General features: G+C 38.2%; 14 protein-coding genes and 2 pseudogenes. 14 read left to right on the plus strand and 2 right to left on the minus strand.

Annotated elements, in window-relative coordinates:
• Nucleotides 1-58: 58 nt before the first annotated feature.
• A complete protein-coding gene (locus HMPREF2728_RS10955; protein WP_002889641.1) occupies nt 59-193 on the plus strand; it encodes a hypothetical protein in 135 nt (44 codons plus the stop codon).
• 33 nt (nt 194-226) lie between these two features.
• The gene (locus HMPREF2728_RS05060; RefSeq protein ID WP_083280556.1) at nt 227-547 is read left to right on the plus strand and encodes a hypothetical protein; all 321 of its coding nucleotides are present in this window, start codon (nt 227-229) and stop codon (nt 545-547) included.
• A 421-nt stretch (nt 548-968) separates the two neighbouring features.
• Here HMPREF2728_RS05060 and HMPREF2728_RS05065 read toward each other — a convergent pair whose 3' ends face one another.
• Entirely contained in the window at nt 969-1847 is an 879-nt protein-coding gene (locus HMPREF2728_RS05065; protein ID WP_075227246.1) for a LysR family transcriptional regulator, read from the minus strand.
• A gap of 127 nt (nt 1848-1974) precedes the next feature.
• A pseudogene (locus HMPREF2728_RS05070) lies at nt 1975-2324 on the minus strand (helix-turn-helix domain-containing protein).
• Between the two features lie 359 nt (nt 2325-2683).
• Here HMPREF2728_RS05070 and HMPREF2728_RS05075 point away from each other — a divergent pair.
• The 12 genes and pseudogenes from HMPREF2728_RS05075 to HMPREF2728_RS05135 all read left to right on the plus strand — a co-directional run.
• Complete coding sequence (locus HMPREF2728_RS05075) at nt 2684-4309, plus strand: malolactic enzyme (protein ID WP_075227247.1); 1626 nt, start codon at nt 2684-2686, stop codon at nt 4307-4309.
• Nucleotides 4310-4386: 77 nt separating this feature from the next.
• A complete protein-coding gene (locus tag HMPREF2728_RS05080) occupies nt 4387-5334 on the plus strand; it encodes an AEC family transporter (RefSeq protein WP_060956181.1) in 948 nt (315 codons plus the stop codon).
• A 372-nt stretch (nt 5335-5706) separates the two neighbouring features.
• The gene (locus tag HMPREF2728_RS05085; RefSeq protein ID WP_075227248.1) at nt 5707-6294 is read left to right on the plus strand and encodes a DUF6287 domain-containing protein; all 588 of its coding nucleotides are present in this window, start codon (nt 5707-5709) and stop codon (nt 6292-6294) included.
• A gap of 297 nt (nt 6295-6591) precedes the next feature.
• Nucleotides 6592-7104 carry a GNAT family N-acetyltransferase gene (locus HMPREF2728_RS05090; RefSeq protein ID WP_075227249.1) on the plus strand — a complete coding sequence of 171 codons (513 nt, stop codon included), beginning with the start codon at nt 6592-6594 and terminating at the stop codon, nt 7102-7104.
• A gap of 146 nt (nt 7105-7250) precedes the next feature.
• Nucleotides 7251-7937, plus strand: a complete 687-nt coding sequence (locus HMPREF2728_RS05095; RefSeq protein ID WP_075227250.1) for an XRE family transcriptional regulator — start codon at nt 7251-7253, stop codon at nt 7935-7937.
• A 3-nt stretch (nt 7938-7940) separates the two neighbouring features.
• Nucleotides 7941-9356: a Y-family DNA polymerase gene (locus HMPREF2728_RS05100; RefSeq protein WP_075227251.1), complete on the plus strand. Its 1416-nt coding sequence runs from the start codon at nt 7941-7943 to the stop codon at nt 9354-9356.
• The gene (locus tag HMPREF2728_RS05105; RefSeq protein ID WP_075227252.1) at nt 9353-9715 is read left to right on the plus strand and encodes a hypothetical protein; all 363 of its coding nucleotides are present in this window, start codon (nt 9353-9355) and stop codon (nt 9713-9715) included. The genes HMPREF2728_RS05100 and HMPREF2728_RS05105 overlap by 4 nt, the downstream gene beginning before the upstream one ends.
• Nucleotides 9708-9986: a DUF5960 family protein gene (locus tag HMPREF2728_RS05110; protein ID WP_049528839.1), complete on the plus strand. Its 279-nt coding sequence runs from the start codon at nt 9708-9710 to the stop codon at nt 9984-9986. The genes HMPREF2728_RS05105 and HMPREF2728_RS05110 overlap by 8 nt, the downstream gene beginning before the upstream one ends.
• A gap of 424 nt (nt 9987-10410) precedes the next feature.
• A complete protein-coding gene (locus tag HMPREF2728_RS05115) occupies nt 10411-11256 on the plus strand; it encodes a TPM domain-containing protein (RefSeq protein WP_075227253.1) in 846 nt (281 codons plus the stop codon).
• Between the two features lie 38 nt (nt 11257-11294).
• Nucleotides 11295-11888 carry a LemA family protein gene (locus HMPREF2728_RS05120; RefSeq protein WP_000790850.1) on the plus strand — a complete coding sequence of 198 codons (594 nt, stop codon included), beginning with the start codon at nt 11295-11297 and terminating at the stop codon, nt 11886-11888.
• A gap of 666 nt (nt 11889-12554) precedes the next feature.
• Nucleotides 12555-15068 (plus strand): preprotein translocase subunit SecA, encoded by a 2514-nt coding sequence (secA, locus tag HMPREF2728_RS05130; RefSeq protein WP_075227255.1) that lies wholly within the window; start codon nt 12555-12557, stop codon nt 15066-15068.
• 81 nt (nt 15069-15149) lie between these two features.
• Nucleotides 15150-15338: pseudogene (locus HMPREF2728_RS05135) on the plus strand (3-deoxy-7-phosphoheptulonate synthase); the annotation flags it as partial.

The following is a 15338-nucleotide window of genomic DNA, read 5'->3' on the forward strand; positions in this document are numbered from 1 at the left end:
TCAACTAGGATAACAACTATTTTTACTACTTTACCATGATTATATATAGGACTTATCTATGAAATTTTTTGATGAAAATTACTCACAAGAAATACCTACTCGTATCAAATGTTTAAGAAAAAAGTATAATTTAAAGCAAAGCGACCTAGGTAATGCAGGTCAAGTTAGCCAAGTTGAAAAGGGAGGAATTTGAAAGAATTTGTATCTTTTATTTTTTGTTTCATTTATGCCATATGCTACTGGAATAGTTAGTAGTCATTTCATGAATCATACGGCACAGCTCTTTTATGGACTGATCGTTATTGTTTCAACGGTAGCAAACTGGTTTTTACATAAAGTAATTGATAAACCCAATATAGATCAGAAAGAATTACTTGAAGCTACCGCACAATATAGGAAGTTATTGATACCTGACCTAATAATTAAAGGAGTGGGATTGATTCTATCCCTAATTCTCTATCCTCCGATTATGATGTATAGTGTTTTAATTGCGGCATTTTACATCATAACTTTAAAAATACTATCCGAAAAAAGAGTGAATAACTAAAAAACGGTGACCAAAGTTAGGTGTATTATTTTAATGCTTAGAGACCTAAACTATTCCTCTATTTTAAAAATATTGATTCAGATTTTATGAAATTAAAAAGTAGATATTGTTCAGAAAATCCTTGATATTACGCTGTTTTTAGTCCAACTGAAATCCATACTTTCCAAACCAGGTCTTAAGAAAGCTCGTAAAGCATCACAATTTAGTAAACGTTCTTCGAAAGAATGACTATACTTACAAAGAGCACCTTTCGGGGTGTTCTTTTTATTGATATCTTGTAGATTTATAATTAGAAATCTCCTTGAATGGTATCAGGTAAATGAAAAATTCGGCGATCATATCCTATTTCTTTGTACTTTAGTCTAATACCTATAATGAAAAAAACTCTAGCTATCAGGTAGTTGATAGTTAGAGTTTTTTTCTATTCATATGATTTAATGAGATTAAATAAGGCTTCTGCTTCTGATGACAGTGTAGCTGATTTGAGATAAGCATAATAAACTGTAAATGTTATCTGGTCCTCCGGTATTAGAGGGATTTTTATTAAATCATCATCTTCATCAGAAAGTGCGATATCAGCTAGTAAACTAAGGCCAACCCCTTTCTTTAAAAGTTCTTTAATGATGACAATGTCATCAGTCTTAAAGAATACTTCTGCCTTGTTTTGATGCTTTTGATTAAGTAGTTCAAAAGCTTTCAAGTGAACAAAGTGTTCGTCTAAGAGTATAAAGGATTGATCTACTAAATCTTCAAAAGCGAGGGAAGGAGCAGTAGAAAGAGGATGGTTCTTAGATAAAACGACATACAGTTCTTTATGAAAGAGTTCATGTGTCTCTATTGAAGGATGATTGAGTGGTTCAATCAAGCCGAGTAGGCTTGCATCAAGGTCTCCCTTGAGGAGAAGATTTAATAACTCTACGGAGCCACCGCGGATAGGGCGTACTTTTTTTAAAAAATCGAATTTATCTTTTTCGTTTAAGGCAGCAAAGAGATACTGAATGATAATAGGAGGAAATCCTACAGTAGAGTATTGGGCCAAGGAACGATTGATTTCTTTGCGAGTAGAAATAACCTCAGGTAAGATCTTTTCTGTATGCTTTAGAAGGATTTGCCCTTGAGGAGTTAGTTTGAAGGAACGATGCGAGGGATCGTGGTGAATCAATTTGCAATTAAAAGATTCTTCTAAGCGCTTGATGGCATAAGAAATAGATGGTTGGCTGACTTTGTGTTGTTTTGCTACTTCCGTATAGGATTGAAGCTGGCAGAGGTCATAAAAATATTGTAGATCTTTTAAATTCATATGGGCTCACTTTCATTAGTTGGAGAAGGAAAATAAGTGGAAATCACTAGATAAATACTTTTTATCCGTACCCTACAATTTGACTATACGAGTATTTGCCGGTTAAAATGTAAGTGAGTCAGGGATATCAAAGGTTATCTAAGATACTTTCAAAAATGACCAACATCTTTTCTCGTTTATCAATAGGGAGCTGTTTAATCTTCATGTTGATTCTTTTGAGTGAAAGATTGTCGGTCTTATCAGAGGTTGATTCAAGGCTATCAAAATTGAAAAATTCCTCTGGGGTCATCTCTAGGGCGACAATCACTTTTTCAAGACTGTGAATGGTCAGATTCACATTTTGGTTTTCAAGTTGATTGATATACTTAAGCCCAAGTCCCGCTTGTTCCGAAAGTTCTTCCTGGCTCATTTTTTCTGTGTTCGAAAATATTTCACTTTGTGGGAAATATATTGTTGTAAATAGTTTTTATTCGTCATATAAATAGAATACAAGTTTTGCATGACAAAAAAACATCTTAAAAAATACAAAGTATTGTATAACAAACTTATATAATATTTATTTTAATTCGGATTGCCAATTTGTATGATTAGTTTCTTTTACTCGAAACTTTTAGGAAAGAGTGATCATCGAGAGTTTTATGAGTTCAGAACTTTATAAAATATAACAACTTAAAGTGTCATTAATAATGGTGTTTTAACTATAAAAGAGCTTATTAGAAAATTGTCTTCGTAGACTCATTATAACATATGCGCACACGATTGTATTTTTTAAACAACAAAGTTTTCCAAACAATTCGTTTTAAGTGGTATAATAGAAGTAAAAAGGAGGTTGCACTATGACTGCACATGATATTTTAAACAACCCTTTCCTCAATAGAGGTACTGCCTTTACCTTAGAGGAACGAAAGGAACTAGGCCTTATTGGTTTACTGCCACCGTATGTTCAAACGATTGAAGAACAAGCGGCGCAAACTTATGCACAAATGCAAACAAAAGCCAATGATTTGGAAAAGCGTCTTTTCCTAATGGAAATTTTTAATACCAACCGGACTCTTTTCTATTACCTCTTTTCTCAACATTTGGAGGAATTCAATCCAATTGTATACGATCCAACCATTGCAGATACCATTGAAGGCTATAGTGACCTCTTTGTAGATCCCCAATATGCGGGATATCTTGATATCAATCATCCTGAAAATATTGAAGCCACTTTGAAAAATGCTGCTGGTGATCGCGAGATTCGCCTCATTGTTGTAACAGATGCAGAAGGAATCCTTGGAATCGGTGACTGGGGAACAAATGGTGTCGATATTTCTGTCGGGAAATTGATGGTCTATACGGGTGCTGCTGGAATCGATCCTTCTGTGGTCCTTCCTTTAGTTATCGATGCAGGGACTAACCGTGAAGAACTTCGTAACAATCCTAATTACTTAGGAAATCGTCACGAACGGGTTCGCGGAGATCGTTACTACGACTTCATTGACCAATTTGTTCAAACAGCAGAACGTCTCTTTCCTAAACTCTACCTTCACTGGGAAGACTTCGGCCGCTCGAATGCTGCCAATATTCTTGAAAAATACCGGAAACAAATTCCAACTTTTAATGATGATATTCAAGGTACAGGAATCGTTACCTTGGGTGGTATCTTTGGTTCGCTGGATATTAGTGGTGAAAAATTAACAGATCAAGTTTATCTCTGCTATGGTGGTGGGACTGCGGGTGCAGGAATTGCCTCTCGTGTTCTTCGTGAAATGGTGAGTGAAGGTCTTTCTGAAGAAGAAGCCTATAAACGTTTCTTTATGGTTGATAAACAAGGTCTTCTCTTTGATGACATGGATGACCTAACCCCTGAACAAAAACCGTTTGCTAAGAAACGTGCTGACTTTAGTAATGCAGACAGGTTGACTGACCTGCTTGAAGTAGTGAAGACTGTGAAGCCAACCATTCTTGTAGGAACTTCGACTCAGCCAAATACCTTCACGAAAGAAATAGTAGAGGCTATGTGTGAAAATACAGAACGTCCGATGATTTTCCCTTTGTCAAATCCAACCAAACTAGCAGAAGCTAGTGCCAAAGATTTGATTGAATGGTCAGATGGCAAAGCTTTTGTCGCAACAGGAATTCCTGCTGATACAGTTTCTTATAAAGGTGTCGACTATGTGATTGGTCAAGCCAATAATGCCTTGATTTACCCAGGTCTTGGTCTAGGTATGCTGGCTTCTGAAGCAAGTCTTTTGACTGATGAAATGATCGGAGCAGCGGCTCATTCATTGAGTGGTATTGTCAATCCAGGCCAACCAGGAGCTCCTGTCTTGCCACCGTTCAAGTATGTAGCAGATGTTTCTATTAAAGTAGCAGAAGCAGTCGCTAAAAAAGCACAAGAGCAAGGTCTTGCACGTGCTAAGGAAACAGATATGGCCAAAGCAGTTCGTGATTTGAAGTGGTATCCAGAGTATAAATAATTCACTGCTGCTGTCTATCCTTTGCTAGCGACAGATTTGTATGGGCTGTGGACTTAAGTAATTTAGAAAGGATACCTATGTCACTCTTTTTAACCTCGATTACGAGTATCATTCCGATTATCGCTATTATTGTTTTGGGGTATATTCTTCAGGTGAAGGGATGGTTTGGAGATGCCTTTGGGCCTAACCTATCTCGTTTGATCATGAATGTAGCCTTGCCAGCGTCAATCTTTGTGTCGGTGATGAAATACCTAACACTAGATAAACTAATCAGTCTTTCTGGAGGTCTCCTTTATACATTTGTGGCCTTTATCTTGGGCTATATCGTAGCTTATATTGCAGTTATGGTTTTCAAGGTTCGTCCAGGACGGCGAGGAACCATGATTAATACTTTTGTGAATGCCAATACTATTTTTATTGGTTTACCTTTAAACGTTGCTCTTTTTGGGGATCAGGCTCTTCCTTATTTCTTAATTTACTATATCACTAACACGATTTCCACCTGGACATTGGGCGTGTATTTGATGACGAGTGACAGTAAATCGGGTCAAAGCAAGGAGACAAGTAAATTTGACTGGAAGAAATTGCTACCAGCTCCGCTTGTAGGTTTTCTTGTGGCTCTGCTATTTTTGATTCTCCGAATCTCTATTCCAGATTTCGCAACGAATACCTTAACCTATGTTGGAAATATCGTAACTCCCTTATCTCTGATTTATATTGGTATCGTTCTTGCAAAGGCAGGCTTGAAAACTATTACTTTTGATAAAGATACAATTGTCACTTTAGTTGGACGCTTTATCCTAGCTCCTCTAATCATGCTTCTTGTATTGAAGTTCTTTGCGCCAAATATGGCGACAGTAGAATTTAAGACCTTTATGATTCAGTCCGCTACACCAGCTTTAGCTGTTCTTCCGATCCTTGCTAATCAGGGAAAAGGAGATGTGGAATTCTCTACGAATGTGGTGACTCTAAGTACGGTTCTATTTATCGTTGTTATTCCAATATTACAAACTTTATTAGGATAAGAAGGAAGAGGATAGGATTGAAAGTTTTGCATTAAGAAATTGCACTATTATAGATACATCTATTCCTATTTCTTGAAATCAAAATCGGCATAAACTCTTCGGACGTTTCCTATCAAGCGCTTTTGAGCTGTCCTAAAAGCCAAACTTTTCAAACTAGGATTGAAAAAAGCTCGTAAAGCATCACAATTTAGTAAACGTTCTTCGAAAGAATGACTATATTTACAAAGAACACCTTTCGGGGTGTTCTTTTTTAATCCTCAATAGAGAGTTAACCCCCAAAAATCACACCACTAGCCTTTGTCTTATATAATTTGTTCCTAGTATCAGTTTAGTATGATATAATTAAATGCGAATAATTTAAAGGAGTTATAAATGAAAATAGGAAAAGGCATCAATTGGATTTTGATTCTGTTAAGTTGTTTAATTGCTATAGTACTGATAAGTTTTATGTTCTTCTTTAATCATAAGAAGCAAGATGTAGAAGCAGTAAATGCTACAACAGAACAGGTTTCTACTACCAGTACGACAGCGACTAGTACAACAGCAACTAGTACAACAACCACTAGTTCAACGACTACTCAAGATAGTGTTACGACTACTGAGGAAAAACCTTCGACACAAGAAGAGCAAACGAATGCTGAGTCACAAAAAATAGATGAGCAAGCCATTCTAAATGGAGATTTCTCTACTCTAGTTGGAACATGGAGAAATGGACTTGGGCAAGAGTTTACATTCGATAAAAATGGACTAGTAAATAGTGGGAACATTGAGAAAGTGAGCATAGCTAGCGATGGGAGTGTTAGCTTCAGCGTTAGGTCTGGTTTTACAGGGTATGGAATGAGTATTTATCCTGCTGGACTTACTATAGCTGGGTTAGATTCTGACTTAAGTAAAAACAGGCTTATTGCTGGCCAAGCTGCTCCAACTAGCTCAGAACAAGTTTTTTATAAAGTAGACTAAATGATTCCCCATCTCATCAAATTTGAGATGGTTTTCTTCTTTATTTGTGAGTCAGTATCATTTTATGAAGATGAAGTAAGTAGGATTTTAAAATAGCTTCTATAGGCATTCCAGCCTGTTTAGCAAGATGTTGGAATTTATGAGGACTTTGATGGATATTATTTTTCTTCATAGCATGTTGTGTTATAATGTAGATACGATATGAATAAATTAAGATATCACTGTAAATTCTGTAAATGTCACTTTGTATGAACATGAGTACATTTGAATTTATAGAATGATAGGAGGTGGTTTACAATGATAAGTTTAGAGCTGATGTCTGAAGAAAATAGCATAGATGTTTATTCTTTTGAAAAAGAAAATCGGGAGTATTTTGAGCGGAGTTTACCTCCTAGACCAGCTCACTATTTTGACTTAGAAGGTTTTAAAGAAATTACAAGGGAATTGTTAAGGGAACAAGAGAATCATGATGTCTATATGCATCTTATTAGAGATGCACAAGGCACTATGGTTGGAAGAATCAATTTAAGTGTCTTAGAGGATGATAGAAAAACAGCAGAACTTGGATATAGGATCGGAGAAAATGTTACTAATTTAGGATATGCAAGCGAAGCAGTTAAACTCGTTTTAGACAAGGCCTTTACTACTTATGGTTTACATAAGATTATCGCAGGGACGGCAAGGGACAATCTGGCCTCTCAGAGAGTGCTTTTAAAAAATGGTTTCACCTTTAGTAAAATCATAGAAAATGACTTTCAAATGCATAACGAGTGGATTCATACGGCAGTATTTGAGATAAGGAATCTATAGCATCATTATTACCAGTCGTTTGCCAAAACTCAACATTTCTAGTAGACATTCGTCTGCTTTTTTTATATAATAAAACTAAACCAAAATAGTTGAATTTTAAAAATAAAGTCAACCTGCAATGAAAACATCATGCTAGGAGGTAAATCATGTACCAACCAGAAAAACTCAAGGCTCGGAGAAAAGAGCTAAAGCTAACACAAAAAGAGATTGCAGAGCAGCTTGGGATTAGTTTTCAGGCTTATTCGGCCTGGGAGCGTGGAGTTAAGGAGCCTTCTAAAGAGAAGGTTTCACAATTAGAAGAGATTTTAAAAGTACCAAAAGGCTATTTCACCCAAATCGAAATCGTCCGTCTCTATAATAGCCTCTCTAATCAAGGGAAAGAAAAGGTGGTAGTCTATGCTCGCAACCTGGTTCAAGAAGAACAAGCCAAGAAGGTGACGCTTATTTCAGAAAAACTTTTCGAGTATCATGTCTACGAACGTATGTCAGCCGGTATCGGAGCTTCAGTTTATGATGATCGCAACTTTGATACGGTTTATTTCAATGAGGAACTGGCTCATGATTTTGCTTCCTGGGTATCAGGGGATTCTATGGAACCCAAATATCAAAATGGTTCAGTAGCTTTGATTCGTGAGACAGGATTTGATTATGACGGGGCAGTCTATGCAGTGGTTTGCAATAACCAGACCTATATCAAACGGGTCTATCGAGAAGCAGAAGGTTTACGTCTAGTCTCCATCAATCCTAAATACAAGGATATTTTCATCTCCTATGAGGAAGATCCGAGGATTGTAGGAATTATCGTGGGTAACTTTGTGCCAATGGAGGGATAGTCTATGGGCTACTTTGATTATTCCAGAGAGCCCAAAAGTGATATTGCCTTTGTCGATATGAAGTCCTTTTATGCCAGTGTTGAGTGTGTGGAAAGAGGGCTTCATCCTCTTAAAACTTCCCTTTGTGTTATGAGTCGGGCGGATAATTCTATTGGGCTTATTCTTGCCTCCTCGCCTATGTTTAAAAAGGTTTTTGGGAAAGCAAATGTCGGTCGTGCTCATGATCTGCCTTTTGATATCAAGACGCGCAAATTTTCCTACTACAATGCTAAGAAACAAGGCCTACCTACGGATTCAGCTTATGTGAAATTTATCGAAGATTGGGCTCGGGTGACCGTCATTGTCCCTCCTCGGATGGATAAGTATATCGCAGTCAATATGGAAATCCAAGGAATCTTTCAGAACTATGGCAGTCCTGATGATATTTATCCTTATTCAATTGATGAAGGCTTTATTGATCTAACCAGTTCGCTCAATTATTTTGTTCCAGATCAGCAGATTTCTCGTAAAGATAAGCTGGACATGCTTTCGGCTCGTATCCAGAGAGATATCTGGCGACAGACCGGGATTTACTCGACAGTCGGTATGTCTAATGCCAATCCCCTGCTTGCTAAGTTGGCCTTGGATAATGAAGCCAAGCACACACCGACTATGCGAGCCAATTGGTCTTACCAAGATGTGGAAGACAAGGTCTGGTCCATTCCAAAGATGATCGACTTTTGGGGGATTGGGCATCGGATGGAGAAGCGCTTGAATAGTTTGGGAATCTATTCAATTAAGGAATTAGCCAATAGCAATCCTGATGTCCTGAAGAAGGAACTTGGCCAAGCTGGACTTCGCTTGTGGTTTCATGCTAATGGAATTGATGAGAGTAATGTTCACAAGCCCTATAAAGCCAAATCTCACGGCTTAGGCAATTCGCAAATTTTACCGAGAGACTATGTCAAGCAGCGAGACATCGAAATTATCCTTCGAGAGATGGCTGAGCAGGTGGCTATCAGACTTCGACGGGCCAGAAAGAAGACGACAGTTGTGTCTATTCATCTTGGATTTTCTAAGCAGGAACAAAAACGCTCCATCCATACCCAGATGAAGGTTGAGCCGACCAATAATACCAATCTTTTAGTCAGTTATGTACTGAAATTATTCCATAGCAAATATACTTCTGGAGCCGTCAGAAGTGTTGCCGTTAGTTATTCAGGATTTGTGGATGAATCCTTTGCTTTAATTTCCCTTTTTGATGATGTTGACAAGCTAGAAAAAGAAGAAAGGCTCCAGACTGCCATTGATTCCATTCGAGAACAATTCGGATTTACTTCTCTCTTGAAGGCGACTGCCTTAGAAGACGCATCGAGAAGTATTGCCAGAAGCAAGCTCATCGGAGGGCACTCTGCTGGAGGATTAGATGGATTAAAATGATTGATCGCTCTTATTTGCCCTTTCAATCCGCGAGGGATTATCAGGATTCAGGCATGCAGAAGTGGATGGGCTTTTTTCTATCGGAGCATACCAGTTCACTCAGTGCAGAAAAAAATCGTGTCGATTTATCAACAGATTTGAATCCAGTTGAGAAGTTGCTCTTGCTCTCTCAACTCTATATAAATCAACTAAAAGGCTCTTTTGTGGTCAAGGAGAAAAATCATAAAAGCACCATATTGGGTGAAGTAAGAGAATTATCTCCTCAAGAAATCTCTGTTAGAACGGATGAAGGCTATCGATTAATAAGGGTAGATGATATTCTCACAATCCAACTTTGTCAGGAGGAAGTTGATGACTAGAAAAGAGTTATATGAAAACAAACTACAGATGGACTATTTTTCAGATGACTACATTCGTTTTGAGGAAGATTTTCAAAAATACTCTACCATGAATGTACCCCTGACCTTTCTCATTGATGATATCCTACGGACCATGGCCATAAACCAAAAGAACTACTTTGTTTTAAATAAGGAAAATGCCAAAGATGGCAGAGATCATTATTATTATTTTGAGATAGATTGTCGCGTAGGATGTAGAAGTTTTCACTATAAAAAGCATGTGAATAGATAATTTAGATACTAGGATAGATGAAACATATATTTGTAGCGAGAGATTTTATCCTAAAAAGGAAAAAATACTAGGCCGAAATTCATAAAATTAGTTTATGCTGCTGAAATCTTAGCTAAGGACTTAGTGTATTTTAAATTTGGTGCTGATTTAATTGAGCAGAATGATGTAAGGAAAGAACAATCAAATGAAATGAAGGTAGATGAGCGTTAAAAATATTGGCAGTAGATTTTTAGTTTCTTTAATGTAAAAGCTGGGCTTGAATGAAAGAATCATTTTAAAATGCAGCTTAGAGAGTCCGATTTGTCATCAAAACAACATCATTTTCTTGATTCTTGTCATAGATTTGTAATGAAAATGTACTTTCTTTGTAAAAATCAAAATGCTATAATTCTCTAAACAATTTTCCTTGAACAGGGAGGTTATTATGAAAAAATATAGATTGTTGAAGAATCCTTTCTTGGTGCGTATCCTTGGATTGCTGATGGTATTTCTCTTCCTATCAGCATTCACCGCACCTGAAAAACCAGACTATGGTATCTACGATCCAAATCACTATTTGACAGAGGATACTATCACACAAATTCGTGATTTGAATGAAGCCAATAGTAAAATGGCAGAAAAGCTTCAAGTGGGTGTCTATATCGTAGATAGTCTTGAAGGAGAAAGCATTGAAACGGTCGCTAATGAGACGGCTAGAGCCTGGAAGGTAGGTTATTCAGGAGATAATTTTGGAAGTTTGATTGTGGTGGCTGTTCAAGATCGTAAATCAAGAATTGAAACCAGTAATAATACCGCAATTAGAATAACGGACTACCAAACCAAGCAATTGTTGGCAGCCAGTCGTACAGATTTTAAAAATGGAGACTATAGTAAGGGAATTCTAGCGATTGCCAAAGGTTTGGATAATCAGTTTTATAAGGGAACTGGAACCTTTTCATCTGATGGCTACTCCTCTGATATCAAACGTTATTCTGAAAGTATCAGTGGCAAAAAATCTAATCGAGATAGAAGTGGTTCATCAAGTCGCCGTCAAAACAGTGAACCTATGGACAATATATTTGGAGTCGGGATAATCATTTATTTCATCGTCATGTTTATTGCCATTATCAGAGGAGGTGGAAGTTCTCGTAACGATGACTCGTCTAGTGGTGGCTGGTGGATCAGTGACTCATCCGATTCGGACTCGTCTTGGTCAGACTCAGGTTCAGATTCTTCTGGTGGCTGGGACGGCGGAGGCTTTGATGGTGGAGGTTCATCCGATGATTGGTAATGTCAGTATAAAATTTAAAGAAATGAGTAGGTTTAGATATGAAAAATAAAGGAATCATTTATGTATTGAGCATTTTGCTAGCAATTATCTTGCTAGGAGGCTGCTCGGTCGTAGGTACTTATAATGGTCTTGTCTCCGAACAGACCAAGGTAGAACAAGCTCAAGCAAATGTAGCGACAGCCCTTCAACGTCGTTCAGACTTGATTGGAAATCTGGTAGAGTCTGTAAAGGGACAAATGAACCATGAGACAGAAGTCTTTACCCAGATTGCAGAAGCACGTGCAAAAATTGGGAATGGCTCTGTTACTTCAAAGGAAAACCAAGAGGCTCAAGGTGAGTTGAGTTCAGCTATTTCACGCCTGCTTGTGTTGACGGAGAACTATCCTGAGCTTAAGAGCAATCAAAATGTGGAACAACTCATGACGGAGTTGGCTGGAAGCGAAAATCGTATTTTTGTAGCCCGCAAAGATTACAACCAGGCAGCAACTGACTACAATCAAAAATTAAGAAGCTTCCCAACTGTTCTCTTTGCTAATATGATGAACTTTAAAGAAGCAGAAACCTTCAAAGAAAGCGAAGAAGCCAAGACGGCTCCAAAGGTTGATTTTAGTACTTCTACATCAAAACAGTAGACTGGCCGTTTATTTTTAAGAATTACAAGATCTGGAAACTACTTTCCAGGTCTTTTTGCTATAATAAAAATAGGAAACAGTTCTGGAGGTGAGGAGATGGAGAAGTTGCTACAATTGCTAGTTTTAGTGCCCTATTTTTACTTTTTTAGTTGGCAAAGGAAGGTACAACCAGGAAGTAAGCACTTTTCATTCCTTTACTATTTTTACTGGATTTATTTACCTCTCATAGCCTTGTTTAGTCTAGCTTTCACTCTTTTTTCGCTAATCTTATTTAATTTTGTTTTACTAGAACCCAAGGATCTAGCTAGGTGGTTGATATGGATAGTTTTAGTCCTTTTATCCTTACTCAATGACTGGATAGTTTATACTGGTCTAAAATTTATGAAAAAACTGAAGTTGGAAAAGAAGAAGGCTAATCTTCCTTGAGAGAACTGAGGAAATTCTTGTCTAATAACTGAAGATGATTCGTTTCTCAATGCTAAGTTAAGTAGAAGTTCAAATTAGGGAAAAATGAAGCTAAGAGTAGGAATTTTAAAGGGAACTAATCTTGATGATTAGCCCTTTTTTGCCCTAAGGGAAAACGGAATATTTCTTGAAAAAATTGGGCAAATATGCTACAATAAAAAGAACATTCTAAAATATTCAGAATTTAAAGTAAGGAAAAAAATGGCAAATTTACTAAAAACAATCATCGAAAATGATAAAGGAGAGATTCGTCGTCTGGAGAAGATGGCTGACAAGGTCTTTAAATATGAAGATCAGATGGCTGCCTTGAGCGATGAAGAATTGCAAGCAAAAACAGAAGAATTCAAACAACGCTATCAAAATGGTGAGACTCTTGACCAACTTTTGTATGAGGCGTTTGCTGTTGTACGCGAGGGAGCTAAGCGTGTTCTTGGTCTTTTCCCGTATAAGGTTCAGGTTATGGGGGGAATCGTTCTTCACCATGGTGACGTTCCTGAGATGCGTACTGGTGAGGGGAAAACCTTGACAGCGACTATGCCAGTATACCTTAACGCCCTTTCAGGTAAAGGTGTACACGTAGTTACGGTCAATGAGTACCTATCAGAACGTGACGCGACTGAGATGGGTGAGTTGTACTCATGGCTCGGCTTGTCAGTTGGGATCAACTTGGCAGCCAAATCTCCAATGGAGAAAAAAGAAGCTTATGAGTGTGATATCACTTATTCAACAAACTCAGAGATTGGTTTCGATTATCTTCGTGATAACATGGTCGTTCGTGCCGAAAATATGGTTCAACGTCCACTCAACTACGCCTTGGTCGATGAGGTTGACTCAATCTTGATCGACGAAGCTCGTACTCCTTTGATCGTTTCAGGAGCCAATGCAGTTGAAACCAGCCAACTCTACCATATGGCGGACCATTTTGTGAAGTCTTTGGATAAGGATGACTATATCATTGATATTCAGTCTAAGACAATTGGTCTATCTGATTCTGGTATTGACAAGGCTGAAAGCTACTTCAAACTAGAAAATCTCTACGATATCGAAAACGTAGCCTTGACTCACTTTATAGACAATGCCCTTCGTGCTAACTACATCATGATTCTTGATATTGACTATGTGGTCAGCGAAGAGCAGGAAATCTTGATTGTCGACCAATTTACCGGTCGTACCATGGAAGGTCGTCGTTATTCTGATGGTTTGCACCAAGCTATTGAAGCAAAAGAAGGTGTGCCAATCCAAGATGAAACTAAGACTTCAGCTTCTATTACCTACCAAAACCTTTTCCGTATGTATAAGAAATTGTCAGGGATGACAGGTACTGGTAAGACAGAGGAAGAGGAGTTCCGCGAAATCTATAATATTCGTGTTATTCCAATCCCAACAAACCGTCCAGTTCAACGTATTGACCATCCAGACGTACTTTATGCTAGTCTTGAAGCTAAATTTAAGGCTGTTGTTGAAGATGTAAAAGCTCGCTACCAAAAAGGTCAACCAGTCTTGGTAGGTACTGTTGCCGTTGAAACCAGTGATTATATTTCTAAAAAATTGGTTGCTGCAGGTGTTCCTCACGAAGTATTGAATGCCAAGAACCACTATAAAGAAGCTCAAATCATCATGAATGCTGGCCAACGTGGTGCAGTTACAATTGCGACCAACATGGCCGGTCGTGGTACTGATATTAAGCTAGGTGAAGGTGTTCGTGAACTTGGTGGACTTTGTGTCATTGGTACAGAACGCCATGAAAGTCGTCGTATCGATAACCAGCTTCGTGGACGTTCAGGACGTCAAGGGGACCCAGGAGAGTCACAATTCTACCTTTCTCTTGAAGATGATTTGATGAAACGTTTCGGTTCAGAGCGCTTGAAGGGTGTCTTTGAACGTCTCAATATGTCAGACGAAGCGATCAAATCTCGTATGTTGACACGTCAGGTTGAAGCAGCACAAAAACGTGTTGAAGGAAACAACTACGACACACGTAAACAAGTCCTTCAATACGATGATGTCATGCGTGAGCAACGTGAGATTATTTACTCACAACGTTACGATGTCATCACTGCTGATCGTGACTTGGCTCCTGAGATTCATGCAATGATTAAACGCACCATTAATCGTGTTGTTGATAATCATGCGCGTGCTAAACAAGATGAAAAACTAGAAGCTATCTTGAATTTTGCAAGATACAACTTGCTTCCAGAAGATTCAATTTCACTTTCAGACCTAGAAGGTTTGTCAGACCAAGCGATCAAAGATGAACTTTACCAACGTGCCTTGAAAGTCTACGATAGTCAAGTTGCTAAGCTTCGTGATGAGGAAGCCGTCAAAGAATTCCAAAAAGTCTTGATCCTACGTGTTGTAGATAACAAGTGGACAGACCATATCGATGCTCTTGATCAGTTGCGTAATGCTGTTGGTCTCCGTGGTTATGCTCAGAATAACCCTGTCGTTGAGTATCAAGCAGAAGGTTTCCGTATGTTTAATGATATGATTGGTTCCATTGAGTTTGATGTGACTCGTTTGATGATGAAAGCACAAATTCATGAACAAGAGCGTCCACAAGCAGAGCGTCATATCAGTACGACCGCTACTCGTAATATCGCTGCGCAACAGGCTGATCTTCCTGCAGATTTGGATCTTAGCCAAGTTAAGCGTAACGACTTGTGCCCATGTGGTTCTGGTAAGAAATTTAAAAACTGTCACGGTAAACGACATTAAGAATGACTAATTTTCAGGCGGATGCCTAGTGAAAAGTGAATTTTCGCTTGGCGTCCGTTTGCTTTATAAGGAGGATGAATCATGGTATTTACAGCCAAAAGCCCTAAAATTAATATTGAGGAAGTTCGTAGTTTGTCTAAATTAGAAGGACAAGCACTTGCCAATAAACAACAACGCGATCAAGAACTTGAAGCGATTATTCGTGGTGAAGATCAACGCATTTTGTTGGTGATTGGTCCGTGTTCGTCTGACAATGAAGAAGCAGTTCTT

Origin of the sequence: Streptococcus sp. HMSC061D10, assembly GCF_001808865.1 — a bacterium.
Classification (GTDB): domain Bacteria; phylum Bacillota; class Bacilli; order Lactobacillales; family Streptococcaceae; genus Streptococcus.

Coding starts and splice junctions, on each gene's coding strand:
- HMPREF2728_RS05110 (WP_049528839.1), top strand. CDS start 9,708: ATGACTAGAAAAGAGTTATATGAAAACAAACTACAGATGGACTATTTT.
- HMPREF2728_RS05095 (WP_075227250.1), top strand. CDS start 7,251: ATGTACCAACCAGAAAAACTCAAGGCTCGGAGAAAAGAGCTAAAGCTA.
- HMPREF2728_RS05080 (WP_060956181.1), top strand. CDS start 4,387: ATGTCACTCTTTTTAACCTCGATTACGAGTATCATTCCGATTATCGCT.
- secA (WP_075227255.1), top strand. CDS start 12,555: ATGGCAAATTTACTAAAAACAATCATCGAAAATGATAAAGGAGAGATT.
- HMPREF2728_RS05120 (WP_000790850.1), top strand. CDS start 11,295: ATGAAAAATAAAGGAATCATTTATGTATTGAGCATTTTGCTAGCAATT.
- HMPREF2728_RS05105 (WP_075227252.1), top strand. CDS start 9,353: ATGATTGATCGCTCTTATTTGCCCTTTCAATCCGCGAGGGATTATCAG.
- HMPREF2728_RS05060 (WP_083280556.1), top strand. CDS start 227: ATGCCATATGCTACTGGAATAGTTAGTAGTCATTTCATGAATCATACG.
- HMPREF2728_RS05115 (WP_075227253.1), top strand. CDS start 10,411: ATGAAAAAATATAGATTGTTGAAGAATCCTTTCTTGGTGCGTATCCTT.
- HMPREF2728_RS05085 (WP_075227248.1), top strand. CDS start 5,707: ATGAAAATAGGAAAAGGCATCAATTGGATTTTGATTCTGTTAAGTTGT.
- HMPREF2728_RS05090 (WP_075227249.1), top strand. CDS start 6,592: ATGATAAGTTTAGAGCTGATGTCTGAAGAAAATAGCATAGATGTTTAT.
- HMPREF2728_RS05065 (WP_075227246.1), bottom strand. CDS start 1,847: ATGAATTTAAAAGATCTACAATATTTTTATGACCTCTGCCAGCTTCAA.
- HMPREF2728_RS05100 (WP_075227251.1), top strand. CDS start 7,941: ATGGGCTACTTTGATTATTCCAGAGAGCCCAAAAGTGATATTGCCTTT.
- HMPREF2728_RS05075 (WP_075227247.1), top strand. CDS start 2,684: ATGACTGCACATGATATTTTAAACAACCCTTTCCTCAATAGAGGTACT.
- HMPREF2728_RS10955 (WP_002889641.1), top strand. CDS start 59: ATGAAATTTTTTGATGAAAATTACTCACAAGAAATACCTACTCGTATC.